This is a genomic window from Nocardia anocheti, from assembly GCF_029675105.1.
GTDB lineage: Bacteria > Actinomycetota > Actinomycetes > Mycobacteriales > Mycobacteriaceae > Nocardia.
This window is the reverse complement of sequence record NZ_JAQQFV010000010.1, coordinates 22,444-48,130: the sequence shown is the minus strand read 5'-3', so window position 1 is coordinate 48,130 and position 25,687 is coordinate 22,444. Positions and strand designations below refer to the sequence as shown.

General features: G+C 69.4%; 26 protein-coding genes. 10 read left to right on the top strand and 16 right to left on the bottom strand.

The features are described from left to right. Window positions 1–97: 97 nt before the first annotated feature. Complete coding sequence (locus QC180_RS24880; protein WP_278265236.1) at window positions 98–832, bottom strand: LmeA family phospholipid-binding protein; 735 nt, start codon at window positions 830–832, stop codon at window positions 98–100. A 354-nt stretch (window positions 833–1,186) separates the two neighbouring features. Between QC180_RS24880 and QC180_RS24875 the strand changes: the two genes are divergently transcribed. After that, the gene (locus QC180_RS24875; RefSeq protein ID WP_278265235.1) at window positions 1,187–2,347 is read left to right on the top strand and encodes an amidohydrolase family protein; all 1,161 of its coding nucleotides are present in this window, start codon (window positions 1,187–1,189) and stop codon (window positions 2,345–2,347) included. 41 nt (window positions 2,348–2,388) lie between these two features. Here the strand turns inward: QC180_RS24875 and QC180_RS30410 are convergent, their stop codons facing one another. From QC180_RS30410 to QC180_RS24855, 4 genes are all read right to left on the bottom strand, one after another. Continuing rightward, window positions 2,389–2,643 (bottom strand): TetR family transcriptional regulator, encoded by a 255-nt coding sequence (locus QC180_RS30410; protein WP_474646530.1) that lies wholly within the window; start codon window positions 2,641–2,643, stop codon window positions 2,389–2,391. A gap of 82 nt (window positions 2,644–2,725) precedes the next feature. Next, on the bottom strand, window positions 2,726–3,550 hold the full coding sequence (locus QC180_RS24865; RefSeq protein ID WP_278265234.1) for a CPBP family intramembrane glutamic endopeptidase: 825 nt from the start codon (window positions 3,548–3,550) through the stop codon (window positions 2,726–2,728). A gap of 316 nt (window positions 3,551–3,866) precedes the next feature. Then, window positions 3,867–4,931 carry a PQQ-dependent sugar dehydrogenase gene (locus QC180_RS24860; RefSeq protein ID WP_474646536.1) on the bottom strand — a complete coding sequence of 355 codons (1,065 nt, stop codon included), beginning with the start codon at window positions 4,929–4,931 and terminating at the stop codon, window positions 3,867–3,869. Window positions 4,932–5,001: 70 nt separating this feature from the next. Continuing rightward, complete coding sequence (locus tag QC180_RS24855; protein ID WP_278265232.1) at window positions 5,002–5,550, bottom strand: hypothetical protein; 549 nt, start codon at window positions 5,548–5,550, stop codon at window positions 5,002–5,004. 369 nt (window positions 5,551–5,919) lie between these two features. Here QC180_RS24855 and QC180_RS24850 point away from each other — a divergent pair, with 369 nt between their 5' ends. Continuing rightward, window positions 5,920–6,507: a YdcF family protein gene (locus QC180_RS24850; protein WP_278265231.1), complete on the top strand. Its 588-nt coding sequence runs from the start codon at window positions 5,920–5,922 to the stop codon at window positions 6,505–6,507. A 6-nt stretch (window positions 6,508–6,513) separates the two neighbouring features. Here the strand turns inward: QC180_RS24850 and QC180_RS24845 are convergent, their stop codons facing one another. Next, a complete protein-coding gene (locus QC180_RS24845; RefSeq protein ID WP_278265230.1) occupies window positions 6,514–7,497 on the bottom strand; it encodes an alpha/beta fold hydrolase in 984 nt (327 codons plus the stop codon). Between the two features lie 48 nt (window positions 7,498–7,545). Here QC180_RS24845 and QC180_RS24840 point away from each other — a divergent pair, with 48 nt between their 5' ends. Both QC180_RS24840 and QC180_RS24835 read left to right on the top strand, forming a co-directional pair. Continuing rightward, window positions 7,546–8,394 (top strand): SDR family NAD(P)-dependent oxidoreductase, encoded by an 849-nt coding sequence (locus QC180_RS24840; RefSeq protein ID WP_278265229.1) that lies wholly within the window; start codon window positions 7,546–7,548, stop codon window positions 8,392–8,394. Between the two features lie 89 nt (window positions 8,395–8,483). Beyond that, entirely contained in the window at window positions 8,484–9,458 is a 975-nt protein-coding gene (locus tag QC180_RS24835) for an AurF N-oxygenase family protein (RefSeq protein WP_278265228.1), read from the top strand. A gap of 17 nt (window positions 9,459–9,475) precedes the next feature. On the opposite strand, the gene QC180_RS24830 is transcribed toward QC180_RS24835, so the two are convergent. Genes QC180_RS24830 through QC180_RS24820 form a run of 3 tightly spaced genes read right to left on the bottom strand, consistent with a single transcriptional unit; the run spans window position 9,476 to window position 12,440 of the window. Further along, window positions 9,476–10,219, bottom strand: coding sequence for an SDR family NAD(P)-dependent oxidoreductase (locus QC180_RS24830; protein WP_278265227.1), 744 nt, complete (start codon window positions 10,217–10,219; stop codon window positions 9,476–9,478). Then, window positions 10,216–11,220 carry a phosphotransferase family protein gene (locus tag QC180_RS24825; RefSeq protein ID WP_278265226.1) on the bottom strand — a complete coding sequence of 335 codons (1,005 nt, stop codon included), beginning with the start codon at window positions 11,218–11,220 and terminating at the stop codon, window positions 10,216–10,218. Before QC180_RS24825 ends, QC180_RS24830 begins: the two co-directional genes overlap by 4 nt. Before the next feature lie 11 nt (window positions 11,221–11,231). Further along, window positions 11,232–12,440, bottom strand: a complete 1,209-nt coding sequence (locus QC180_RS24820; RefSeq protein ID WP_278265225.1) for an acyl-CoA dehydrogenase family protein — start codon at window positions 12,438–12,440, stop codon at window positions 11,232–11,234. A 129-nt stretch (window positions 12,441–12,569) separates the two neighbouring features. On the opposite strand from QC180_RS24820, the gene QC180_RS24815 reads away from it, so the two are divergent. Beyond that, entirely contained in the window at window positions 12,570–13,439 is an 870-nt protein-coding gene (locus QC180_RS24815) for a TetR-type transcription factor C-terminal domain-containing protein (RefSeq protein ID WP_278265224.1), read from the top strand. A 251-nt stretch (window positions 13,440–13,690) separates the two neighbouring features. Here QC180_RS24815 and QC180_RS24810 read toward each other — a convergent pair whose 3' ends face one another. Further along, a complete protein-coding gene (locus tag QC180_RS24810; protein WP_278265223.1) occupies window positions 13,691–14,428 on the bottom strand; it encodes a PaaX domain-containing protein, C- domain protein in 738 nt (245 codons plus the stop codon). 101 nt (window positions 14,429–14,529) lie between these two features. On the opposite strand from QC180_RS24810, the gene QC180_RS24805 reads away from it, so the two are divergent. Continuing rightward, window positions 14,530–15,369, top strand: coding sequence for an SDR family oxidoreductase (locus tag QC180_RS24805; protein WP_278265222.1), 840 nt, complete (start codon window positions 14,530–14,532; stop codon window positions 15,367–15,369). Window positions 15,370–15,376: 7 nt separating this feature from the next. Here the strand turns inward: QC180_RS24805 and QC180_RS24800 are convergent, their stop codons facing one another. Both QC180_RS24800 and QC180_RS24795 read right to left on the bottom strand, forming a co-directional pair. Then, a complete protein-coding gene (locus tag QC180_RS24800) occupies window positions 15,377–16,426 on the bottom strand; it encodes a glucose 1-dehydrogenase (RefSeq protein ID WP_278265221.1) in 1,050 nt (349 codons plus the stop codon). Between the two features lie 36 nt (window positions 16,427–16,462). Next, the gene (locus tag QC180_RS24795; RefSeq protein WP_278265220.1) at window positions 16,463–18,034 is read right to left on the bottom strand and encodes a sugar porter family MFS transporter; all 1,572 of its coding nucleotides are present in this window, start codon (window positions 18,032–18,034) and stop codon (window positions 16,463–16,465) included. 180 nt (window positions 18,035–18,214) lie between these two features. On the opposite strand from QC180_RS24795, the gene QC180_RS24790 reads away from it, so the two are divergent. Beyond that, on the top strand, window positions 18,215–18,697 hold the full coding sequence (locus tag QC180_RS24790) for a cation:proton antiporter regulatory subunit (protein WP_278265219.1): 483 nt from the start codon (window positions 18,215–18,217) through the stop codon (window positions 18,695–18,697). Window positions 18,698–18,707: 10 nt separating this feature from the next. On the opposite strand, the gene QC180_RS24785 is transcribed toward QC180_RS24790, so the two are convergent. After that, a complete protein-coding gene (locus QC180_RS24785) occupies window positions 18,708–18,998 on the bottom strand; it encodes a hypothetical protein (RefSeq protein ID WP_278265218.1) in 291 nt (96 codons plus the stop codon). Window positions 18,999–19,548: 550 nt separating this feature from the next. Here QC180_RS24785 and QC180_RS24780 point away from each other — a divergent pair. Both QC180_RS24780 and QC180_RS24775 read left to right on the top strand, forming a co-directional pair. Further along, a complete protein-coding gene (locus tag QC180_RS24780; RefSeq protein WP_278265217.1) occupies window positions 19,549–20,373 on the top strand; it encodes an SAM-dependent methyltransferase in 825 nt (274 codons plus the stop codon). 210 nt (window positions 20,374–20,583) lie between these two features. Beyond that, complete coding sequence (locus QC180_RS24775) at window positions 20,584–21,297, top strand: GNAT family N-acetyltransferase (protein ID WP_278265216.1); 714 nt, start codon at window positions 20,584–20,586, stop codon at window positions 21,295–21,297. A 9-nt stretch (window positions 21,298–21,306) separates the two neighbouring features. Here QC180_RS24775 and QC180_RS24770 read toward each other — a convergent pair whose 3' ends face one another. Both QC180_RS24770 and QC180_RS24765 read right to left on the bottom strand, forming a co-directional pair. Further along, on the bottom strand, window positions 21,307–22,146 hold the full coding sequence (locus tag QC180_RS24770; RefSeq protein WP_278265215.1) for an alpha/beta fold hydrolase: 840 nt from the start codon (window positions 22,144–22,146) through the stop codon (window positions 21,307–21,309). Window positions 22,147–22,194: 48 nt separating this feature from the next. Next, the gene (locus tag QC180_RS24765) at window positions 22,195–23,451 is read right to left on the bottom strand and encodes an aspartate kinase (protein WP_278265214.1); all 1,257 of its coding nucleotides are present in this window, start codon (window positions 23,449–23,451) and stop codon (window positions 22,195–22,197) included. Window positions 23,452–23,654: 203 nt separating this feature from the next. On the opposite strand from QC180_RS24765, the gene QC180_RS24760 reads away from it, so the two are divergent. Further along, a complete protein-coding gene (locus tag QC180_RS24760; RefSeq protein ID WP_278265213.1) occupies window positions 23,655–24,764 on the top strand; it encodes an ACT domain-containing protein in 1,110 nt (369 codons plus the stop codon). Window positions 24,765–24,787: 23 nt separating this feature from the next. On the opposite strand, the gene QC180_RS24755 is transcribed toward QC180_RS24760, so the two are convergent. Further along, entirely contained in the window at window positions 24,788–25,675 is an 888-nt protein-coding gene (locus tag QC180_RS24755) for an alpha/beta fold hydrolase (RefSeq protein ID WP_278265212.1), read from the bottom strand. Between the last annotated feature and the right edge of the window lie 12 nt (window positions 25,676–25,687).

Here is a 25,687-nt window from a genome sequence, read left to right as displayed (position 1 = left end):
CACTCCTCTACCGCCAGCTCGGCAACTTCGTCGCTACCTACCACGTCGATCATCGAGCACCGACTCTTGGCAGGTCAAGCTATTTCTGATGAAAAAATCAGCACGTGTCGCCGGATACCGGCAGCTCGGTACCGCCACCACGGAGTTCGACCCGGATTCCCGAGTCGGTCACGGTCGCGATTTCCGGGCGCAGCCCCAGCGGATAGTCGCGCAGACTCCGCGTCAGCAGGTCGGCGATCTCGTTCGCCAACTGCGGCGAAACCCCACGGGAGGAGACGATCTCGACGCGGATCACCCCGTTGTCGACAGAGGGGCGCAGCCGTACCGACACCACGCCGAGGACGCCGGTGACATCGACCGTGCCATCGGCAGCCGACATCCTGACCTCACCGGCCAGACCGTGCAGCGTCCGCTCGATCGCGTCGGCACTCCAGTCGACGCGCGCCTCGGAGCTGCCCACGGTGACCGAACTTCCGTCCTCGGCCATCGAGACCTGATGCAGCGTGGCATGGACCGCCATGCCCACCGCCGGACCGAACCGCGCGTCGTCGCCGTCCACGGTCAGTTTCGGGATCCGCCGGTCGATCAGGCCGAGCACGACGGGCCGGGGGCCGAGATCCACCTCCACCGAGGAGCCGAGGTCCTCGCGCAGACCGGCCGCCAGGCAGCCCTCGATGCGGTTGCGTAGAGACAGCTCCAGGGACACGATCCCGATGGTCGCCAGCCCCAGCACGACAACGAGTCCGAGCGTGACGCCGCGTGCGATCCGCCGCCGCACGCGTCGGCCGACCGTATCGCCGTGATCGACGGGATCCCACTGTTGAAGCCTCATATTTCCTCCAGATTCCCCCGTGGCCGACCCGGGAGACGATCCGGGCATGAGATGTCGTATTCACACCTATGGTGATGAAATAATCATATTTGATGTAAATACCTACGAGACGTGATGTCGCCCACGCGTTTCCTTTCAGTGCCCTGCGGATCGCCTGAGAGTTCTCTGGCGGCGGTTGACCTATCGCATCTGATCGCATCTGATACTTTCATCAGCGCTTCACGCATCGCGTCGCTCGATCCCCTCGATCGAGCACCCTCCACCCCATAGCCCATCCCCGCCCGGGCGGACTCCGACCGCGCCGACCGGGAGCTCGCGATGCGACTGGAACAACCGACGGAAAGGGACATTCTCGTGAACGAATCCGGCAACCCGGAACGCGCCGGTGTGAGCCGCCGACGCATGCTGGGAGGCGCTGTCGCAGGCACGCTCGGCGTCGCGGCGGCGACGGCACTCCCCCTCGGCACGTCGACGAAGTTCGGCGCGACCGGAACGGCCCGCGCCCAGAACGCCGCGCCCACCGGCACCTACCGCATCGACCTGCACACGCACGTGCTGCCGCCGGATTACCGCGCGGCGCTGCTGTCACACGGGCACTTCACCGTCGGCGGCTACCCCACGCCGGAGTGGTCGCCCGAGTCCGCGATGGAATTCATGGACTACTACGGCATCCAGGCCCAGGCCCTGTCGGTCTCCGACCCCGGCGTCGGGTTCCTGGCCCCAGGCAAGGAAGCCAACGACATGGCCCGCTACTGCAACGAGTACGTCGCCGGACTCACCCGGCAGTACCCCACGCGCTTCGGCTCGTTCGCGGTGCTGCCCATGCCCGACATCGCCGCCTCGGTCGCCGAGGCGATCTACGCCCTCGACGTTCTGCACGCCGACGGCATCGTGCTGCTGTCCGCCTACCAGGGCGTCTACCTGGGCGACCCGCGCTACGAGCCCTTGATGATGGCGCTCAACCAGCGCAACGCCTACGTCTTCGTGCACCCCGCCGCGATCGCCGACGACGCCAAGCCGAGCCTGCCCCTGCCCGACTTCCTCATCGAGTACACCTTCGACACGACCCGGGCCGCGACGATGATGATGCTGACCGGTGTCACCAAGCGCTACCCCAATATCCGGTTCCAGCTCTCCCACGCGGGCGGCACCCTGCCGTTCCTGTCCTGGCGCGTCGGCGTCGCGTCGGAGACCGCGGTCGGCGAGAACTGGCCCGAGGGGCTGGACAAGCCGTCGCTGCTCGACGCGAAGACGCAGATCTCGCGCTTCTACTACGACACCGCGCTGAGCGGATCGCCTGCCGCGATGTCGGCGGTGTCGGCCGTGACCAGTCGCGACCACATCGTCTTCGGTTCCGACTGGCCCTTCAGCGCGACCACCCTGCCGCAGTCCGGAACCCACGACCCCGCTCCGGGACTCAGCGAGATCTTCGACGCCGAACAGCGCATGGAAGTCGAGCACCACGCCCCACTGCGCCAGCTCCCCCGCCTGGCCGCCGCGATCAACGGCGGCTGATCCGCCGCCGGGCGCGCGGTGAATCTCCCCGCGCGCCCGGTTCAGTCTTCTGCTTCGATACGCCCCTCACCGAATTCCGGCCCGGCCACCCGCAAGAGGTCTTCCCGGCTGGCGAAGTGGTGGTAGAACGACCCCATCCCGACATCGGCGGCCTGGGTGATCTCCAGAATGGGCACGTCGAGCCTGCCCAGGGCATCGAAGCGAGGGTCGCCACCGATGACGGCGCGATCGATCCGGGACGGCAACGGACACCGGTCCGGTACGCCCGGTGATCGCTCGCGGCGCGCACCGAGCACTACGAAATCCGTTGTGCTCCAAGAGCATTCGGCATCCTTCGCGCCCGACTCCCGATCGATCCGCGGGTGCGGCGGTGAGCGGCTATCCGGGCGGAAAGGCGTGGGCCGCGGTGGGTTCCTGGATGACCGGTGCCGGGCTCGTGCGCATCAGCCACATCGCCGCGGCGAGTGTCAGTATCCAGCCGATCACTTCGATGAGCAGATGATCTGTCGCGTCGGGGACCGATTGCAGGACGAACACCCGGATGCTGTTGATCGCACCGTGGGTCAGGACGGCTGGCCAGACACTCCCCGAGCGCCAGCGAAGGGCGAGGAGCAGCGGTGCCCACGGAAGCATGCCCACGAAATAGATGACGATGTCCCACGGTGGTCGATCTCCGACGACAGCGAGTACCGGCAGATGCCAGATCATCCAGACCACACCGCTGACCAGGGCCAGCGGCCAGAATCCCCAGGACGCGGCGCGGGTCGCCAGCCAGCCGCGCCAGCCGAACTCCTCGCCGACAGCGAAGGCGGACTGCATGAGTAGGACCGGAACGATCCAGATTGCCGCCGCCGAGATCTCGTCGACCGGGTTCAGCGGCCAGATCCCCCCAGCCACCGCGATGACCGTCTGGACGGCGGCGATCGCGGTGATGAGACCGATGCCGATACCGGCCCACTTCGGTGTGCCGCGCCACCCGGTGGCGAAGGTCGCCCGGAATGTTCCAGGCCGTCGGGCGAGCCACATGATGATCGCGGCGAGCATGGGAGTCAGCTGCAGGATCGGAACGATCAGGTTGTCGAAATCCGTGGAGACGAGCCGGAAGACCATCGGAACTGATAGCGCATAGCACAGCACGATGGCGATCGCGAAGAACCACACGACATCGATGACTGGCGGCTGACTGCGGCGAGCGCGGTTCATCCATGGACGGTAGCCATCCGATTTCGGTCTCCGGATCCTGGAAAGACCCGGAAATTCACCCTGAGAAGTCCCCTACCCGACGAGATCGTTCCAGCTCCAGTGGCCACACCGATCTGACCAGTCGACGCGAGAGACGTCGACTTCCGCCGACGCGGCGATGTACCGGGCCGAGCAGTCCGGCGGAAACCTCGTCGTGGTCGACGAACTCACCCCGCCACCGAACCATCACCACCCCACCGACTCAGGGTCCGGCGATGTCACCCGGCTGTGGAAATCTCGTTGGTGACGAGCGGAGGACGTCGCCCGGGGAGCTCGGTCAGCGGGCTGGGAAGCGGAGGACGCGGTCGTCGGCGGAGCGTGGGTCGCCGCGGCCGTCGGTGTTGGAGGTGGTGAGCCACAGGGCGCCGTCGGGGGCGACCGTGACGGTGCGGAGCCTGCCGTAGGTGTCGGTGAAGTGGGCGTTCGGCTCGGCCGCGGTGCCGTTGGACAGGGCGGTGGTCCACAGGCGTTCGCCGCGCAGGGCCGCGAGATAGAGGGTCTCGCCGGTGATGGCGATGCCGGAGGGCGACGCGGTCGAGGTCGGCCAGGTGAGCAGGGGGTCGGTATAGCCGCGGTCGGCGCCGCCGGGGCCCTCGACGGTGGGCCAGCCGTAGTTGCGGCCGGGTTCGACGAGATTGAGTTCGTCGAAGCGGTTCTGGCCGAATTCGGCGGCGTAGAGGCGGCCCGCGTCGTCCCAGGCGAGGCCCTGGACATTGCGGTGGCCCAGGCTCAGAACCGGGGAGCCGGGAGTGGGGTTGTCCGGGGCGGGGGCGCCGTCGGGGGTCAGGCGCAGGATCTTGCCGTTGGGGCTGGCGGGGTCCTGGGACAGGGCGCTGTCGCCCGCGTCGCCGGTGCCGACGTAGAGCATGCCGTCGGGGCCGAAGGCGATGCGGCCGCCGTTGTGGTTGCCCGCCTTCGCGATTCCCTGGTAGACGATCTCGCCCGGTTCGCCGGGACGGAAGCGCAGGATGCGGTTGTCGTTCTCGGCGGTGAAGTAGGCGTAGAGCAGGCCGGACCCGTCGGGGGCGACGGCCAGGCCGAGCAGGCCGCCTTCGCCGCGGGCGACGACGCCGGGGACCTGGTGGACCGGCTCAGGCGCGCGGCCGGGTGTCACGCGCAGGATCCGCCCGGAGTCCCGTTCGGCGACGAGGGCCGTGCCGTCGGGGAGGAAGGCCAGGCCCCAGGGGACGTCGAGCCCTTGCGCCACCTCCTCGGGAGCGCCCAGGTCGGGGACGCCGCCGGGGGCGCTCGGGGCGACCGACGACGCGATCGGGGCGGGAGTCGTGTCGCGGGGCGGGTCCTGGGCGCACGACGCCACCGCGAGGGCCGACACCGCGGCCATCAGGACACGCAGGACACCGGACACGGGAACCTCCCTCGGGGGTGGGCTCCTTCCAGGGTAGAGCGGGTCGCTAGATCAGATCGGCCGTCATGGGGTCGGCGAAGGTGGGGGTCAGCCAGGGGCGGAAGGTGCGCTCGGCGGCCTCGGCGGATTCCGCGCCGATCACCCGGCCGACGGCGTCCCAGGAGGCGCCGGAGGCGCGGACGAAGCGCACGGCCTCGACCAGGCGCTGCTGGGCCGAGGCCGAGTCCTGGTAGGCGAGGTGCACGGGGAGCAGGGCCTGCATCTCGAGCCGGTGGTAATCCCATTCGGCGACGACGAGGCGGCTGAGTTCGGGCGCGAGGCGGCCGCCGGGGCAGTGCAGGACGCGGTCGAGCGGGGCGTGATCGGCGGCGTGCTCGGCGCGCAGCCATGTGCGGCCCTGCCAGGCGCCGCAGGTGCACAGGGCGCGCCAGCCGATCACCTCCGTCTCGTCGCGGCGGCGGTGGTCCCGGGGCGAGAGCGGCTTCGCGTCGACGGCCGCGGTGGCGCGCGGGTCGGGAGCGTCGCTGTGGCCGCGCAATCCGTCGGCGAAGATATCGGCGACCCATCCACGATGATTGTCGAGCAAGCTGTTCATTCTGACTCCGATGTCGAATCCACACGGCTCGTTCCGATGCATGGGACCAAAAATCCCACGTATCAACCATCGGTGTTCGGGATGCTCTCGGCAACCATTCTCCGGGATATTGTCGCCAGTCACATAACGGCCGGTCTGGTCTTTGGAGAAACCCGAAGGAACCGCCTGCTACCGGCATCCGACGAGGTCCGGCGGGGTTCGTCCCAATCGTGACCGACTGCGGCTGGGGCCGACAACAGTGCCCTTTCCGCGCACCACCAAACCTCGGCGATCCGCGTGTGAATTGTCCAGGAACAGCGAATGGCCGACGAATTTCGGGGCGGGACAGCGGATTCTGTGGCGACATCACCGGAATATTCGGGAGTCCCCATGTTCGCCCCTTTCGTCCCCTTTCGTTCGTTCGTCCGACGTCTCCCCTGCGCTGTCGCCGGGGCGGTGATCGCCACGTCGACGGTGTTCGGCACGCCACTCGTGCTGGCCGGTCCCGGCCCGGCCGCGGCGGTCGCGCCGCTGGGGGTGCGCGGTCCCGAGACGGCGATCGTCATCCTCGGCTACGGATTGCTGCCCGACGGGAGCATGCGCCCGGAGCTGGTCGACCGGCTGACCGCGGGCTACGTCCAGGCCGTGCTCGCGCCGCTGTCGCCCATCGTGGTCACCGGCGGCAATCCGCACAACGGCGTCACCGAGGCCGACGCGATGACGGCCTGGTTGGTCGAACACGGGATCGCCGCCGAGCGGATCCATCGCGAGCCGCAGGCCGACTCGACGGTCCAGAACGCCCTGTTCTCCGCGATGATCCTGCGCGAGATCGGCGCGCGGGACGCCGTCATCGTCACCTCGGCCGACCACATCGATCGCGCGGTGGCGAATTTCCTCGGCGCGGGCGTGCAGGTCGTCTCGGCCGTCACGCCCGAGCAGGTGCCGCCGTTCGCCGTGCCGACACCGCTGCACTGGTAGTCCCGCCTACGACCGAGCGGGCACGGTGACCTCGCGGAGTGCGGTGAGCAGGAAGGCGTCGACGGCGGCGGACTGTTCGAGTTGGACCAGGTGTCCGGCGTCCGGAACCCGCACCACCGCACGCAGATCGGTGACCGAGGCGCGCAACGTGGCCAGGGGGTCGCGGCCGCTGAAACCCTCCATGTCCGGGTCGTTCTCGCCGTAGAGGAAATAGGTGGGGACCTGCACGGTGGCACCGGCGAAGGGCTCGGTCAGTTCCCAGTTGCGGTCGAGATTGCGGTACCAGTTCAGGCCGCCGGTGAATCCGGTGCGCTCGAATTCGGTGGCCAGGGTGTCGAATTCGGCCTCGCTGAGCCAGGGCCACGGCAGGTCGGGGGCCTGCGGCAGCACGTCGAGGTAGCCGAGGCCGGGCGGGTTCTTCCAGGTGTCGAGGTAGTGGTAGTCGCCGGAGAGCGAGAAGTAGACGCGGGCGAGGAATTCCCGTGGCCGCGCGGCCAATTCGGCGTCGGCGACGCCCGGTTCCTGGAAATAGGCCAGGTGCAGGAAGTGTCGCTGGGCGGCCTTGGTCCAGTATTCGGACGGGGTGCGCGGCGGTCGGGGCGAGAAGGGGTTGTTGAGCACGACGGCGGCGGCCACGCGCTCGGGGGCGCGCAGGGCGAGTTCCCAGACCAGTTGGGCACCGAAATCCAGGCCCACGAAGACGGCCTGTTCCGCGCCGAGGTCGTCGAGCAGGGCCAGCAGGTCACCGATCACGGCTGCGTTGGTGTAGGCGGTGATGTCGGCGGGGGCTTCGGTGCGACCGTATCCGCGCAGGTCGGGGGCGATGGCGTGGAATCCGGCCGCGGCCACCGCGGATAGCTGGCGATGCCAGATGAAGCCGGTGTGTGGGAAACCGTGACAGAACACCACGGGAAAGCCCGTGCCCTGCTCGGTGAGGTGTATCCGGGCGCCGTCGGTGTCGAGGAATCGATGGGTCTGCTCCACTACCATCTCCAATTTCTAGAACGTGTTCTTATTTCACGGTAGTGTCCGGAGGTCATGAGCGGAACACCCCAGATTCTGGCCGGGCGCGTCGCGGTGGTGACCGGAGCCAGCCGTGGCATCGGCAAGGGCATCGCCCTGGAACTCGGCGCGGCCGGGGCGACGGTCTATGTCACCGGACGCACCACCGCGCCGGGCCGCCTGCCCGGCACCGTGCACGACACCGCCGCCGAGATCACCGAACTGGGCGGGACCGGCGTGGCCGTGGTCTGCGATCATCGCGACGACGCGGCGGTCGAGCAGCTGTTCGCACGGGTCCGCGCCGAGCAAGACAGGCTCGACGTGCTGGTGAACAATGTCTACAACTCCCCCGCCGCGGCCCGCTGGCTCGGCCGCAAATTCTGGGATGTGCCGCCGAAGGCGTGGGACGAGACCTTCGACGTGGGCGTTCGATCGCACTATGTGGCCAGCGTTTTCGCCGCGCCCGCGCTGATCGAGTCGGCGGGATTGATCGCCAACGTCTCCTCCCCCGGCGCGCGGCGGTACATGCACAATGCCGTCTACGGCGTCGGCAAGACCGCGCTGGATCGGCTCACCGCCGATCTGGCCCACGACCTCGACGGGACGGGCGCGACGGCGGTGTCGATCTGGCCGGGCATCGTCGACACCGAGCTGTTGCAGCTGGTGCCCGCCGACGAGCAGGGGCGTCGACTGGTCAGCCTGCCCGGCGAGGGCACCTTCGATCTCGACGCGGCCGAGAGCCCGCGATTCCCGGGCCGGGCCGTGGTCGCGCTGGCCGCGGACCCGGACCGCGCGAGCCGGGCGGGCCAGGCGTGGAAGGTCGCCGATCTCGCGGTCGAGTACGGGTTCACCGATGTCGACGGGCGAATCCCCCGGGCCGACTGACGACCCTGGAAATAGGTGCGACAGTGCGTTACAGTTACATGGGGAATGGTTCGGTACCTCGGCCATCCCGGTGACAATGGAGAGAAACAATGACGTTCTCGAAAACCACGAACCCGGAATACGCGGACACCCTGCTCACCCTGTCGGAGGGATCGGTCCACCGGCGGTTCGATCCGTATCTCGACATCGACTGGGACGCCGCCGAACTCACGATCGACCGCGACGATCCGCGCTGGGTGCTCTCGGCCGAGCTCGACCCGCTCGGCGCGACGAGCTGGTATCAGAATCTGCCGCTCGAGCGGCGCATCGAGATCGGGCGCTGGCGTCAGGCCAATGCCGCCAAGGTCGGGCTCGCGTTCGAGTCCATCCTGATCCGCGGGATGATGCAGTACGCCATGGCGCTGCCCAACGGCTCCCCCGAATTCCGGTACTGCCTCCACGAGATGACCGAGGAGTGCAACCACATCCAGATGTTCCAGGAGCTGGTGAACCGCATCGGTGACGATGTGCCCGGCATGCGGCCGCTGTTCCGGCTGGCCTCGCCGTTCATCGGGGTCGCGGGCGGTTACTTCTGGGTCATCCTGTTCATCGGCATCCTCGGCGGCGAGGAGCCGATCGACCACTATCAGAAGGCGCTGCTGCGTTCCGGCAGCGCGACGCAGCCGACGCTGCGGCGGATCATGGAGATCCACATCGCCGAGGAGGCGCGGCACATCTCCTTCGCCAACGAGTTCCTGCGCGATCACGTGGCGCGGATGAACCCGGTGAGTTCGGCGGTGTGCGCGGCGGCGTTCCCGATCGCGATGCGCTGGCTGGCCGACGAGCTGGTCAAACCGTCGAAGTCCTTCGCCCGCAAGTTCGACATCCCCGACGAGGTCTTCAAGGACGCGTTCTGGCGCAGCCCCACCTCGCGGCGGATCCTCAGCGGGTTCTTCGGTGACATGCGCACGCTCGCCGACGAACTCGGGTTCCGCAGTTCGGTCACCAGGCCGCTGTGGAAGCTGCTCAAGATCGACGGTGGGTACACCCGCTACCGCTCCGAGCCCGAGCGCCGGGTGAGCTGAGCCGCGCGGGGTCGATGTCAGGCGTGATAGGCGTCGGCCCCGGCGCGCGAGAGCACGATCTCCGGGACGACCGCGCGGGCGGACAGGCGCAGCAGCGCGTCGACCATCTCGACGATGTCGTTCACCGCGAGCATCCGCTCCGGTGGAACGCGATCGTGGATCCAGGCGCTCATCTCGGTGTCGACATAGCCGGGGGCGAGCGCGGTGGCGGTGACACCGTTGCCGGATTCCTCGGCGTTGAGCGTGGCCAGCAGCGAGATGAGCGCCGCCTTGGCCGCGCCGTAGACGGCCAGGCCCGCTTCGGCGTAGACGCCGGTGATCGAGGACAGCGCGATGACCTTGGCGCCGCGTGTCGGTTCGGCGGCCGCACCGGCGCGCAGCAGCGGCAGCGCGGTCTGGATCAGCTGGAGCGGGGCACGCACATTGACGGCGACGGTCTTGTCGAAGCGCCGCATCGAGGCGTCGGCGAGGGGGCCCGCGGTGCCGACTCCGGCATTGAGGACCAGCGCCGAGAGGGTGTCGTGATGGTCGCCGTGCACGGCCACGACCCGGTCGATGCCGTCCTCGTCGGCCATGTCGGCGGCGACCGGCACCACCTCGACGGCGCCCGCCGCGCGCAGTTCGGCGGCGACGGTGTCGAGCCGGGCGGCGTCGCGGGCGGTGATGGTGAGGCCGTAGCCCTGCTGGGCGAGACGGTGCGCGATGCCGAGGCCAATGCCCCGGGAGGCACCGCTGATCAGGGCGGAACGGGTGGGGGTCATCGTTGTCCTCGGAGTGCGCGCAGGCCAGCGGCCATGAATTCGGGGGTGGCCTCGGCGGCGCGGTCGGCGGCCGCGCCCGCGTCGGAACCCTGGCGGGCCCGGTGGGTGATGCCCTCGCCGATGACGCCGAGCTTGAAGTTGGCCAGGGCCAGGTAGAAGCCCCAGTCGTCGAGGTCGCGTCCGGCGGCGGTGGCGTAGGTCTGGGCGAGGGCGTCGGGGGTGGGTAGGCGGTCGCTGGTCCAGGCGGCTCGGGAGCCGAGGACCAGGTCGAAGATCGGGGATCGGTAGACACACATCAGGGCGACATCGGTGAGCGGGTCACCGAGGGTGGACAGTTCCCAATCGACCACGGCGCGAACCCGTCCGGGGTCGGCGGTGTCGAGAATCGTGTTGTCGATGCGGAAGTCGCCGTGCACGATCGAGGCGGCCGATCGGCCGGGGACGGCGTCGACCAGCGCGGAACGGAGGGTGGCGACGTCGGGCAGGTCGCGGGTCTTGACCCGTTCCCACTGCGAGGCCCACAGCGTCACTTGACGTTCGACGAAGCCGGTGGGCCGCCCGAACCGGGACAGCCCGACCGCGTCGGGGTCGACCGCGTGCAGGTCGGCCAGGACGCGGACCAGGGCGGTGGTGGCCGCGGTGACCTGGTCGTCGGAGAAGGCGGCGAGATCGTCCTGGTCGCGGACCACGGTGCCGTCGACGAAGTCGACCACCGTCATCGGGGCGCCGAGGGCGGTGCCGTCGGCGTCGAAGGCGACGGTGCGCGCCACCGGGACGGCGGAATCACGCAGGGCGCTGGTGACGGTGAACTCGCGGGCCATGTCGTGCGCCGAGGGCGTGAGTCCGGCGACCGGGGGCCGCCGGACCACCCAGCGTGACACGTCGTCGGCGGCGGCGAAGGTGAGATTCGAGCGGCCGCCGCTGATCAATTCCACGCGCAGCGCGCCGCGCACGTCGACACCCTGGTCGCGCAGGAATTGTTCGAGGGCGGCGATATCCATGCCGGGCAGGCTCATTCGCTGTCCCGCCGCGCGCGCTTGGCCGCGCCGACCACGCGCTTGGCGATGGCCCACCGGTGCACCTCGGAGGGGCCGTCGTAGATGCGAAACGGCCGCACCTCGCGCGAGAGTCGGGCCAGCGGCAGGTCGGCGGCGACGCCGAGCCCGCCACACATCTGCATGCTGCGGTCGATGATCCGGAAGATCGCCTCGGCGGCATAGGTTTTCGCGATGGAGGTGGCGTCGGCGGCGGATTCGCCGTTGTCGAGTTCCCAGCAGGCGCGGGTGAGCAGGGCGCGGGTCGCGGCGATATCGATCTCGTTGTCGGCGATCATCTGCTGGATCATGCCGAGATCACCCAGGCGCGAGCCGAAACCCTCGCGCTCGGCGACCCGCGCGACCGCGACGTCGTGGCCGCGCCGGGCAGCGCCCAGCCAGCGCATCACGTGCGTCATCCGGGCGGGACCGAGCCGCACCTGGGCGTACTCGAAACCGCGGTCCACCTCGCCCAGTACGGCCGAGTCGGGGACGAGCAGGTCGTCGAAGAACACCTCGCAGTGGCCGCCGAGCATCGAGCGGTCGAGGGTGTCGATGTGCCTGCCGACGCGCAGACCGGGGGCGTCGGCGGGGGTGAGGAACATGGTCGCGCCGCCGCGCTGACCGGGTTCGCCGGAGGTGCGGGCCATGATGATGAAGAATCCGGCGCCGTCGGCACCGGTGATGAACATCTTGTGGCCGGTGATCCGCCAGCCGCCCTCGGCGCGCACGGCGCGGGTGGTGAGGGCGGACGGGTCCGATCCGGCGCCGGGCGCGGGCTCGGTCATGGCGAAGGCCGAGCGCACCTCACCGCGGGCCAGCGGTGCCAGGTACTGCTGTTTCTGCTCGGGGTCGGCGATGTGGGCGAGCATGTGGACGTTGCCCTCGTCCGGGGCGGCGATATTGAGCGCGGTGGGGCCGAACAGCGAGTAGCCCGCCTCCTCGAACACCGGTGCGCGATCCGACATCCCGAGCCCGTGGCCGCCGAACTCGACGGGGGCGTGCGGGGCGAAGACCCCGGCGTCACGGGCGGCCTGCTGCAGTTCGATCCGGAGCTTCTCGCCACCGGCGGCGGTGATGTCACCGTCGTGCGCGTCGTCGAGCGGGAGCACCTGCTCGCGGACGAAGGCGCGGGTGGCCTCGGCCAGCCGCCGCACCTCGGCGGAATGGGACAGATCGATCGCCACGGACCAACTCCTCGATCTCGCGTGCCGAACGAACGCTCGGCAACTAATGCTTTCGACCCTGACATGTCGTTGCTGTGTGTGTCAATGTCGGTGTCGACCTGGGCACATTTGTTCAGCTATTCTGAACAGGTGAAGACCTCGGAACAGCGGTCGCTGGGCGCACGTGTACGCCTGGCCAGGACCGCCGCGGGCCTGTCGCTGCGGGACACCGCGCAGCGCTTGGGCGTGAGTCCGGCGACGCTGAGCGCCGTGGAGAACGGCAAGACCGGTGTCTCGGCCGCCCGGCTGATCGTGCTGGCCGAGACCTTCGGTGTCCCGGCGTCGACCCTGCTCGGCGAGACCCCGGCCCCCGAGCCACATCGCCCGACCGTCGATGTCGTCCGGGCCGCGCGGTCCTGGCGTTCCTTCCCGCCCCTCGACATCGATCCGGTCCTGGCCGCCGCCATCGCCGCGTTCGTCGAGACCGGGTACCACGGCGCCACCATGCGGACGATCGCGCAGCGCGCGGGCATGAGCGTGCCCGGGGTGTACCACCACTACCGCGACAAGCAGGATCTCCTGGTCCGCGCGCTCGATCTGACCATGGACGAATTGCACCTGCGGGTGAGCGCGGCGCGCGCGGAGGCCGCGACCGGACGCGACCGGGTGGCGCGCGCGGTGGAGGCGCTCGCGCTGTTCCACACCCATCGCCGCGAGCTGGCCTTCATCGGCGCCAGCGAGATGCGCAGCCTGTCCCCGGACAACCGGCGCCGGATCGCGGCCTCGCGCAACGCCATCCAGCACCAGCTCGACGACGACATCGACGCGGCGCTCACCGAGGCGGGCCTGGACACCCGGCGGGCCCGGGCCGCCGGGCGCGCGATCGCGACCATGTGCACCTCACTGCCGCAATGGTTTCGGCTCGGCGGTGCCGCGACGCCGGAGCAGATCGCGACCGAGTACGCGGACTTCGCGCTGGGGATGCTCGGCATCGACGGACACCGGCAGGCCTCGCCCTGACCGGCGGTTCCGGCGATGCCGCGCACGAATTGCCTTGCGCGGCATCGGAAACCGGAAACCAACGAACACCGTGGCGTGGCGCTCACTGCGGCCGGTGTGTGCGACCCGCCCCTACTGTCGGGGCGGGTCCTTCCCCACGCACCATGCGGCGCCGCCACGTCGCACGGCTGCCCCCATCGTAGGCGCTGATCACCGCGCACCGAGGGAGGCGCACAGGAGTTACCGTGGATGTGTGTCGAAGCCTGGGCTTTTCAGCGGTCGACGTCGGCGGGGGCGAGGGCGCGGAACCACGCGAGATACGCGCTGGTCGCCGCGCGCAACCGGTCGACGGGCCAGTCGACGGGCAGGAGTTCGGCGGGCAGTACCGGGTCGGTGGTGAGATGGTCCAGGCCCGCGCAGACGGCGGCGAATCTCGCCGTGGGATCGGGGGTTTCGGTGGCGGCGAGAATGCCGACGGCGCGCGCGGCCCAGTCGCCCAGCGGCCACAGGCGGTGCGCGAGTGTCACCGGGTCGTCGACGGAATGGGTCCGCAGCCGCAACAAGGCGTCGTCGAAGGCACTCGGCCAGGGACGGTCGAGATTGGCCGGACGCATCCAGACCCCCTCGCGCAACTCGGCCAGCCGCGCGGACAGCAGTGCCGCGCGCAGCGCCGCCCGGTCGGCGGCGGGGCGACCGCTCGCGGTGACCACGACCTGGTCCCAGTCCCCCGCCCACGGCCGGGTGGGCGGGGCGGTGAGTTCGCCGCGCCGCGCGCGCAGGTCGGGGACCAGGGTGTAGGAGCGACGATCGCGCAGCAGTTCCCCCGCCGCGACCATCCGGGACACCGCCACGCGGATGGTGGCCTCGGGGTAGCCGATGGCGGTGGTGACCGCGCAGATCTCGCGGGAGGTCATCGTCGGGGAATCGGCGGCGATGAGGATGCGGACCAGCGCCGAGCGCGCGGACACCGGACGGATACCGACGTCGGGGCCGGTCACAGCGCTTTTCACGCCTCGAGTGTACATATTTCAGTATTGCCACGCCCGTTTTGGAACTGTAACGTCACCGCGTAGCAGCCGCCTCGCGGTCTCGTCCACGACAAGGAGTCCCCATGACAGCCCCGTTCCCGCTCGCCGGGCGCACGATGATCATGTCCGGTGGCAGCCGCGGTATCGGCCTGGCCATCGCCGTGGCCGCCGCGCGCCAGGGCGCCAATATCGTGCTGCTCGCCAAGACCGATGTGCCCGATCCGCGCCTGCCCGGCACCATCCACACCGCCGCCGCCGAGATCGAGGCGGCCGGTGGCCAGGCGCTGGCCGTGGTGGGCGACGTGCGCGACGAGACCTCGGTGCGCGACGCGGTGGCCAAGGCGGTGGCGCGTTTCGGCGGCATCGACTACTGCGTCAACAACGCCTCGGCGATCGCGCTGGCCCCCACCGAGGAACTGCCGATCAAGCGCTTCGACCTCATGCAGCAGATCCAGCTGCGCGGCACCTATCTGCTGTCCTCGACCTGTCTGCCGCATCTGCGCGAGAGCGACAACGCGCACATCCTGAGCCTGTCCCCGCCGCTGAACCTCAGCCAGAAATGGCTCGGCCAGTACCCGGCCTACATGCTCGCCAAGTACGGCATGTCCCTGCTGACGCTGGGCTGGGCGGCCGAGTACGCCGAGCACGGGGTGGCGGCCAACTGCCTGTGGCCCGAGACGCTGATCGCGACCGCCGCGGTGCAGAACCTGCTCGGCGGCGACGAGGCCATCGCCAAGGCCCGCACCCCGGAGATCGTCGCCGACGCCGCGGTCGCCATCCTCGGCAAGGACGCGCGCACCACCACCGGCAACACCTTCCTCGATGTGGACGTGCTGCGCGCGGAGGGCATCACCGACCTGTCGGCCTACGGCGGCGCGGGCGAACTGGAATACGACATCTTCGTCGATCCGCCGCGGTCCTGAGGTCGGCTCAGAGGTCGACAACGACCTTGATGTCGGCGTGGTCACCCGGATCGAAGGCCTCGAGCGCGCGCTCGAGCGGCAGTCGCCGGGTGATCAGCCGGGTCAGCCAGGATGCGTCCGCCTTCGCCAGGGCGTCGGCGGCGAGTTCGTAGTGGTGCCGATTGGCGTTGACCGAGCCGAACACCAGCGCGTTGTCCAGCACGATGTTGCGGTTCAGGCCGCCGACGTCGACCTCGGTGTCGGTGCCCGGTGAGGAGACGCCGGTCAGGCAGACGATGACGCCCGGGTTGTTCACCTCCATCGCCTGCAGCGCCACCGCGGGCGCGCCCGTCGCCTCGACGACGATGTCGGGCTGGATCTTGTCGGCCACCTCCGCGGCCGAGGCGGTGTGGAAGGTGGCGCCCAGGTCGGCGACCAGGCCCGGTTTCGGGCCCTCGTCGGAGCGGTCCAGGACGTGCACGTCGAGCCCGCGCTGGGCGCCGAGCAGCGCGGCCAGCAGGCCGATCGGCCCGGCGCCGGTGACCAGCACCGATTTCGGCTCGAACCAGGCGCGCTGGTTGATCCGCTCGATCTGGTCCCAGGCCTTGGCCACCACCGTGGTCGGCTCCATCAGCACGCCGACCTCGGTCAGCGCCGGATCGAGTTTCACCGTGTAGTCGGCCCGCACCACCCACGCCGTCGAGCCGTAGCCGTCGATCTCTTTGATGCCGCGCTCGACGTAGCGACCGTTGCGGCACATGTCGAACTCGCCGCGCTCGCACGCGCCACATGGCACCGGGTCCGGTCGCCGCACGATGCCGACGACGAGGTCGCCGGGGGCGAAACCACTTCCGTCCGGCGCGGTCCGCACCCGGCCCAGCGATTCGTGGCCGAGCACGAGCCGTTCCTTGCCCGGTGGCGCCCAGCCGTAGAGGCCGCTCGCGATCTCCCGGTCGGTGCCGCAGATGCCCAGCGACACCCCGTCGACGAGGAGTTCGCCCGGTCCCGGCGTCGGGTCGGGGACCTCCTCCACCTTCAGCGATCCGGCCTGGTTCGGCACCACAGTCAACGCTCGCATGTCGTCTCCCTTTCCGCCCGCCTGTTCGACATCGTGCTAACTCTCCGCCGCCGCGGTGATCTGCTCCAGCGACACGCCCTTGGTCTCGGGCACCCGCCGGTAGCAGAACACCAGCGACAGCACCGAGACCACCGCGAAGATCGCGAACATCGTCGACGCGCCCCACAGTTCGCCCAGCGGCGGGAACACCAGGGAGACGACGAAGTTGCCCATCCAGATGAGGAAGGTGGTGATACTCATCGCGGTGGCGCGGATCGGCGCGGGGAAGATCTCCGAGAGCAGCAGCCAGGTGGGCACGCCGACACCCACCTGGAACGAGGAGATGTAGACGATCATCAGCGCCAGCAGGATGTAGCCGGTGGCGGTGTTCTGGGTCAGCCGCTCGACCAGCGCCATACCGACCAGCGCGACGATCATGATCGTCAGCCCGAGGAACATCACCGGGCGGCGACCGATCCGGTCGACCAGGCTCATGCCCACGATCACACCGATCACCGCGCCGACACCGATGCCGATCGAGGACGTGATGGCGGCGTTGTCGCCCATGCCCGCGGCGGTCAGCGTGGACGGCGCGTAGTAGATGACGGTGTTGACGCCGACGAACTGCTGGATGAGCGCCAGCCCGATGCCGGTGACGAACAGCGCGCGCACCTTCGGCCTGCGCAGCTGGTCGCGCAAACTGTCCTTGACGGCCGCGTCGGCGGCCTCGGTGTGCTCGATCGCGGTCATGGTCGGTTCGACGTTCTCCGGATAATAGGAACGCCGCAGCACTTTTCTGGCATCGTCCTCGCGGCCCTTTTTCAGGTACCAGCGCGGTGAATCCGGCATGAAATACATGCCGATCAGTAGGGCGACCGCGGGAATTGCCGCCATCGCCAACATCAGTCGCCAATTCCCGGTCGGCGCCAGCGCCGCATTGACGATATAGGCGAGTAATTGGCCGCTCGCGATCATCAAACTGTTCATCGACACGAGTCGGCCGCGATAGGTGGCCGGGGCGATTTCCGAGACGTACATCGGCACGACCAGCGACGCGGTGCCGACGGCCACGCCGAGCACGAGCCGGGTGACGATCATGACCGAGGCGTTGGGCGCGGCCGCCTGGGCGATCGCGCCGACCAGGAACAGCCCGCCCGCGAAGAGCAGGGTCGCGCGCCTGCCCCAGCGGTCGGCCATCCAGCCACCGGAGATCGAGCCGATCGCGGCTCCGATCAGCAGCGAACTGGTGATCACGCCGACCTGGGCCTGGGACAGGCCGAAATCCGGGGTCAGGAAGACCAGCACGCCGGAGATGACGCCGGTGTCGTAGCCGAACAGCGCGCCGCCGAGGGCGGCGATGATCACGACGGTGAGGACGAATTTCTTGATCCGCGCGCGGATCGCGACGCGTTCGGGTGAATCGTCGGCCGGTGCGGGCGGCTCGGTCACCGGGGACACCAGTACCCGTTCGGAGTCCTTCTCGACCGTGCGGGGCACCCGGACGGGGGTGTCGGTATCGGGGCGGATGAGGCGATTCGCCGGTCCGGTCCCCGGCACCGAGGACGGGGTCAAAACGGTGGTGGGAATATCGGGATCTTCTCCGGTGGGTCCACGCTCGGGATCGGCCATATCCGTACCTCCGTCGCAAGGAGTGGAGCAATTCCTGCACTGTAATGGAAAAGGCGAGGCGGCCGGAAGACGCACAGCCCCACGGTTATCCACGGGCGAATGACGGATAACTCTTCGACACCACCCAGCCGTCGAACTGTGACCAGCGTTCGTCCAATTTGTCCGGTTACAGTGGACGGTGTGCAGATCGACGTGACGCCACTGCCCGGCGTGGGGGTACGCAAGGATTTCGTGGCGCGCAAGGGCGGGCGCCGCATCGGCGTGGTCGAGCGGCGCGACGGCACCATCGAGCTGCTCGTGGGCAGGCCGGGGAACCCGGAGGTCACCGATCAGGTCGCGCTCTCGGCCGACGAGGCGTCGGCGCTGGCCAGTCTGCTCGGCGCCCCGCGCGTGGTGGCCCAGCTGGAAGCCGAGCATCGCGATTTCGACGGCGTGCGCACCCGCCAGTTCCCGATCACCGCCGGGTCGCCCTATGCCGGGCGCACGCTCGGCGAGACACGGATGCGCACCCGCACCAAGGCCTCGATCGTGGCCGCGATGCGCACCGGCGCCGTGCTCGCGTCACCGGGACCGGAGTTCGCGATCAGCGCGGGTGATGTGTTGATCGTGGTCGGCTCGGCCGACGGACTCGAGGCCGCCGCGCGGATTCTGCGCGACGGCTGAGCGATGGTCGTCAACGGTGGCGCGACGCCCAGACCGTGAACCCGCTCCACTGCACCAGGCGGGCCGCGGCGGCCATATAGAAGACATAGGCCAGCACGACCAGCGCCATGCCGTAGTCGCCAGTCCAGTCGCCCAGGCGGACCGAGGCGATGATGCCGAGCCCGAGCAGGGTCATCCCGAGGATCAGGCCGGGCATCGCCAGCGGGGTGAGCGGGGATTCGGCGGTCGGATTCGCGGTGACGCGGCGATCGCAGCCGGTAACCGAGAGGTTGCTGTCGGACTCGAAGTACATGCTGCTCATAACCATGCGGCCCCTTCCGGAAGGCCGTAGCGACACGGCCGTCGGGTGATCACTGATGGATCCCCTGTGGTGCGTTCGTGACACAAGGTCCGCACCGACCCTGGCAATGATCACAAACGGTTAACGTTCAGCAATTACGAGCGTGCCACCCGAATCGGACGAAAGACACCCTAGTGTGATCTGCATCACATCGAACGCATGTGCGACACGAGATGGTAACGAACGCGGCACCGTGCGCGAACCGGTCTCGGTACTGGCGAAACAGCAGAACAACTGGACGTTTGCTCAAAATAGTGTCACCGCTGTGATTTATCGAACCGTTACGGCTTCGACGTGCGTGAACACCTCCGATCGCGAGGGCATCACCACTGTGACCCACCCCAACGGACCGGTCGTCGCGGAGCCGATCCCGCACCGGCACCCGGCACCGTAACCGATACGCCCTGAACCGATTTCGTCCCCACCCGCGCATGGAAACCCTGCCGACACGCCGAAGTTCTCCTACGATGGGCGACATCATGTACCAGCACAGTGGGAGAGGTCCTCGACGATGAGCGACAGCGCGAACGTGATCGACCAGTCGACGCCGAGCATCGCCCGGGTCTACGACTATCTTCTCGGCGGCAAGGACAACTACGAGGTCGACCGCGCGGTCGGCGACCACTTCAAACTGAACCTGCCCGGTTCGGTGGCGATCGCCTTCACCAACCGGCAGGCGCTCACCCGCGCGGTCCGCGAGATGGCGGCCGCCGGGCTGACCCAGTTCCTCGACTTCGGTTCCGGCCTGCCCACCGCCGACAATGTGCACCAGGTCGCGCAGCGGGTGAATCCGGACGCCCGGGTGGTCTACATCGACAACGACCCGATCGTGCTCGCGCACGGACGCGCGCTACTGGCCACCGACGCCAACACCACCGTCATCCACGCCGACGTCCGCGATTCCACCGAGATCCGCGAGCATCCCGACGTCGCCCGGCTCATCGACTTCGACAAGCCGATCGGCGTGATCTTCAGCGCGATCCTGCACCACCTCAACGACGACGAGGACCCGCAGGCCGTCGTGCGCTACTGGGCCGAGCAGATCCCGGTGGGCAGCAGCGTGTTCATCTCGCACTTCCGCTCGGGTGACAACGCCGAGACCATCGAGGCCGAGAGCAAGCTGCAGTCGACCTTCGGACGCGGCCGCTGGCGCACCGACACCGAGATCGAGACACTGTTCGGCGACCTCGTCCTGCAGGAACCCGGTGTGGTGGCCGCGGCGCGCTGGCGCCAGCACGGCCCGGCCGACGGCACGGCCCCGCAGATCGGCACCGCCGACCGGGACCTGTCGGTGTGGGAGGAACTCATCGTCGCGGCGATCGCCGACAAACGGTAGGCGTTTCGTCCGGGTCGGGTAAACCGGGAAATTTTCCGGTCCCGACATCTCGTGCGTTCGTGTGGGCGAACGCGGCACGGTAGGTTATCGTCCTCTTGCTTTTTTCGATGCCGCTGGATCGTTCGTGTCGCTTCGCCGCTATCACGTGCCGCGTGAGATCCACGCCCTCGTGATTCGGCGACCCTCATCAGACGAAGGACGCCGGACACCATGCCCGCACCCGTTATCCTCGATGGCCGCATCGCACGGCTGGAACCGCTTGCACCCCACCACGTTCCCGGCCTGGTCGCCGCGGCGGCCGCGCTCGACGGACAAGCCGGGTTCACCATCGTCCCGCACGGTGAACAGGAGGCGCGCACCTATGTCTTCCAAGCCGAGGCCGCGCAGCTGGCAGGCACCGCGCTGGCTTTCGCGATCCGCACCACCGCCGACGACTGTGTGGTCGGCGCGACCCGCTTCACCCGTCTGGACTACTGGCAGGGCCCGCTGACCTGGCCGTTGTCGGCCGAGCCGGTGACCGCGCTGCCCGGCGGCGCGATTCCCGACGCCGTCGAGATCGGCAACACCTGGCTGGTGCCCGCGGTGCGCGGTGGCCAGGTGAATCTCGAGTCCAAACTGCTGCTGCTCACCCACGCCTTCGACAGCTGGGGTGTGCGCCGGGTGAGCCTGCGCGCCGACGCCCGCAACCAGCGTTCCCGCGCGGCGATCGAACGGCTCGGTGCCGTGTGTGACGGTGTGCGCCGGGCACATTCGCGCGGGCTCGACGGCGCGGTGCGCGACACCGCGTTCTATTCGATCCTGCACGACGAGTGGTGCGGGGTGCGCGCGCGGATCGTCGAGCGGCTGGCCGCGCGCGCGGCGCTGCCACCGGCGCCGCTCATCCCCGCCACCGCCGCGGCCTGGCGTCCGCTGGTCCATCCCTGACCATCGGCGTCAGGAGCGGGTGGACTCGATCCGCTCGGCGATGATCTCGGCCAGCTCGGCCGGGTGTTCCTCGGGCAGCCAGTGCGAGGCGCCGTCGAGCACGACCAGCCGGTAGTCGCCGCGCGCGTACTGCCCGGCGAGTTCGGCGCCGCGGCGGCTCAGCGCGGTGTCACCGGTGCTCCACACGTGGGTCACCGGTACCGCGATCGGGCCGACGCCGCCGCCGAACGGCAGGCCCCGATACCAGTTCAGACCGCCGGTGAGCGCGCCACCGTCGACGATCTCGGTGTGCACGCGCGCGATCGCCGCGGGCGGCATCCTGGTGGAGTTCAGCACCCGGTCCAGCAGCGCTGGCCGGGTGCGCAGCAGGTATTCCGGCAGGACCGGCAGCTGGAACAGCCCGATGTAGTACGAGCGCAGCAGCTGGTCGCTGCTGGTCAGCGATCGCAGGAAGGCGCCGGGATGCGGGACCGAGATCGTGACCAGCGAGCTGATCAGTTCGGGCCGGGCCCCCGCCACCGCCCACGCGACCATGGCACCCCAGTCGTGGCCGACCAGGTGCACGGGGCCGCGGTCGATCGTCTCGATCAGCGCGACGACGTCGGCGACCAGCTCGGACACCCGGTAGGCGCGGCGGCCGCGCGGGCGGGCGCCGGGTGAGTATCCGCGCTGGTTCGGGGCGAGGGTGCGGTAGCCACGGTCGGCGAGCAGGCCGGTCAGCTCCGTGAGGGAGGTGGCCGTCTGCGGAAAGCCGTGCAGGGCAACGACAACGGGCCCGTCGAGCGGGCCCGTGTCGACCACGTCGAACTCGAGTCCCGCCCGGGTGTACGAGCTCAGCCGAGTGCTCACGTGTCCTCCGACCGTCGAGGTTTCGCCGATCGATCGATTATGCCCGGTTCAGCGGCCGGTGCCGCCGTGCACGACCGCGACCTCGGGCCCACCCAGGTCGAAGGCGCGATGCAGCACCTGGACCGCGTCGTCGAGCTCGGTGTCGCGGACCAGCACCGAGATGCGGATCTGCGAGGTGGCGATGAGATCGAGATTGATGCCCGCCGCGGCCAGCGCCTCGCAGAAGGTCGCCGTCACCCCGGGATGGTTCTTCATGCCCGCGCCGATCAGCGACACCTTGCCTACCCGGTCGTCGTAGCGCACGTCGGCGAACCCGATCTCGGCGCGGCGCGAGCGCAGCAGCGCGACGGCCCGGGCACCGTCGGCGGCGGGCAGGGTGAAGGTGATGTCGGTGCGGCCGGTGCCGGTGTTCTGGACCACCATGTCGATACCGATCTCGGCGTCGGCGACCGCCCGGAACACCCTGGCCGCGTAGCCGGGTTCGTCGGGCAGGCCCACCACGGTGATCTTGGCCTCGGCGCGGTCGTGCGCGATGCCGGTGAGCACCGCCTGGTCGGCCGGGATGTCGGCCATCGAGCCGTGGACGGTGGTGCCGATGCCGTCGGTGTAGGACGAGCGCACGTGCACCGGAACGTGGTAGCGGCGCGCGTATTCCACGCAGCGCAGCATCAGCACCTTGGAGCCGCAGGCCGCCATCTCGAGCATCTCCTCGTAGGAGATCTGATCGAGTTTCTGGGCGTCGGCGACGATGCGCGGGTCGGCGGTGAACACGCCGTCGACATCGGTGTAGATCTCGCAGACATCGGCGTGCAGTGCCGCGGCCAGCGCGACGGCGGTGGTGTCGGAACCGCCACGGCCCAGCGTCGTCACGTCACGACTGTCCTGGCTGACGCCCTGGAACCCTGCGACCAGCACGATCTCGCCGTCGTCGAGGGCGCGCCGCACCCGGCCGGGATCGACCTCGATGATCTTGGCGTTGCCGTGCGCGCCGGTGGTGATGACACCGGCCTGGGAACCGGTCAGTGACCGCGCGTCGGCACCCAGAGCGTGAATCGCCATGGCCACCAGGGCATTCGAGATGCGTTCACCGGAGGTGAGCAGCATGTCCATCTCGCGCGGCGGTGGCGCCGGGGCCACCTGCCCCGCCAGGTCGAGCAGCTCGTCGGTGGTGTCGCCCATCGCCGAGCACACCACGACCACGTCGTTGCCCTGCTTCTTGGTCTCCACGATCCGCTCGGCGACCCGGCGGATGCGCTCCGCCGTGGCGACCGATGAGCCACCGAATTTCTGTACCACCAAGGCCATTGACGTCGTCCTCTCCCCTGCTCGCCCGCGTGCGATCCGCGGGTGACTCTTCCGAGTATCCCGGCAAACCGGGCGTTGCGGGGAGATTGGTGCACGAAAACGACTGCCGCCGAATCGATTCGGCCTCGATACTGGCAGGCGGGGGTAGCGCCTGTCGGCGGGCGGTCCCCGGCTCGGCAGCTCTCGGCGGTTAGGCGAAATCCATGGCTTCACAACTCGGTGTCACAGTTCTCGGGGCGGGCCCGCTGGCCGCCGAGGTCACCAGGATCATCCGGGACACCGGCTCCGACCTGCGCGCGCGGATCGCGGCGCCACTGGTCCTCGAGGGGGCCGACCCCGACCTGGTGGTCGACACCACCGATTCGGCCGACGCGCTGCCCCCGGTCCTGGACGCACTGCGCGCGGGCCGCGCGGTGATCACGGCGAACGCGGCACTGGTCGCCCACCACAGTCACCTGCTGGCGACGACCGGCGAAACCCATGGCGGTGACCTGTATTTCGAGGCGGCGGTGGCGGGCGGCGTTCCGGTGGTACGTCCACTGACCCAGTCGCTGTCCGGTGATCGGGTGCGTCAATTGCTCGCGGTGCTCCCCGACGACCACATGGTGGCCCAGGCCGCCATCCTGGCCACCCTCGCCTTCCACACCCGGGTGGAGCCGGGTGACGTGCACCGCGAGGCGTTCGGCACGCCCTCGGCACACGATCTGGCGGCCGCCGCGTCACTGGGTCTGCGCCCGCGTCTGCTCACGGTCTGCGCGCTGGTCAGCGACGCGCCGGGTCCCGAACACGGTGGCAAGCAGCGGATCTCGGTACGCGTGGCCCCCGCCCTGCTCCCCACCGAGCATCCGCTGACCCACCTGGACCCGGCCGTCGGCGCGGTGGCGGTGACGGCCGAGGGCGCCGGTCCGCTCATGTTCTCCGGAGGTTCCGGCGTCGAGGCCACGGCCTCGGCGCTACTGGGTGACCTGGTCACCGCCGCGCGCAACCGGGTCCACGGTGCCCGCGCACCCCGTGCCTCGACCTACGCCGAACTCCCCCTCGCTCCGCTCGGCGACTGCCCCACCCGGTATTACGTGAACCTGCACGTCACCGACCATGCCGGTGCCCTTGCCCAGGTCGCCGCGACCTTCGCCGACCACGGCGTCGGCATCGCCCGAGTCCGTCAGGAACTCCACGACACCGACGCCCACCTCATCGTCCTGACCCACCGCGCCCCCGAGTCGGCCCTGGCCGACACGGTCGACGCGCTCATCGAATCGCCGTGCGTGCGCGCAGTGACGACACGCTGGCGTGTCGAGGGCACCCAGGACTGAACCCCGCTGGCGCGGACCGGAACTCACTCGCCGCGGCGCGCGTCCGTGGGCTCGTAGCGGGCGGTGAAATCGAGGATGCGGGCCGAGACCTTGTCCGAGATCGCGTGGAACAGGCCGTGACCCTGGCCCCGGAAGACCACTACTTCGCAGTTCGGCAGGTTGTCGCGCAGGCGCTGCTCGGCGATCGTCGTGTCGATCACCAGCGACTCGGAGCCGAGCATCGCCAGGGTCGGGGTGGTGATCGTGGCCAACCTCTCGTCGGTGAACATCTTCGGGTAGCCGATCGTGGGCGAGTAGCCCAGCGCGGCCTTGACGCCCTCGAATTCCAGATCGGTGAGGGTGACACCGGGGTTGAGCCGGGCGTTCATCTTGCGCAGGTTCTTGTCGGTGGGGCGGGCCCCAACCCGGATCATCATCCACAGCAGGCTCCACTTGATCTTGGTCAGCGTGCCGGTGGGCTCGATGACGGTCAGGCTGGCCAGTCGCCGCTGCTGGGTGGTGGCGATGACCAGGGCCTGCCACGCGCCCTGCGAGTAGCCGACCAGGTGGACGCGGTCGGCGCCGAGCCCGTCGAGGACCTCGCCCAGCCAGGTACCGAACTGCGACTCGTCGATCGGCGCGGTCTGCACGCTGAGTCCCGGCACGCCGATCATCTCCGGCATGTGCACCACGTGCTCACGGGCGAAGGTCTCCATGACGTGGTTCCAGGCCAGGCTGTTGCCGCCCAGCGAATGCAGCAGCACCACCGGCGCTCCCGTTCCGGCGCCCGCGGTGCGCACCCGGGTGGTACCGAAGGAGGTGGGGATGTCCACCGTGGTCGACGGGACCGGTATCTCCTTCTCCTGCAGGCGATACACGCGCAGGTATTCCTCGCGCGCCTTGTCGTTCTTGAATCGTCCGATCTTGCCCATGACCACCCCTGA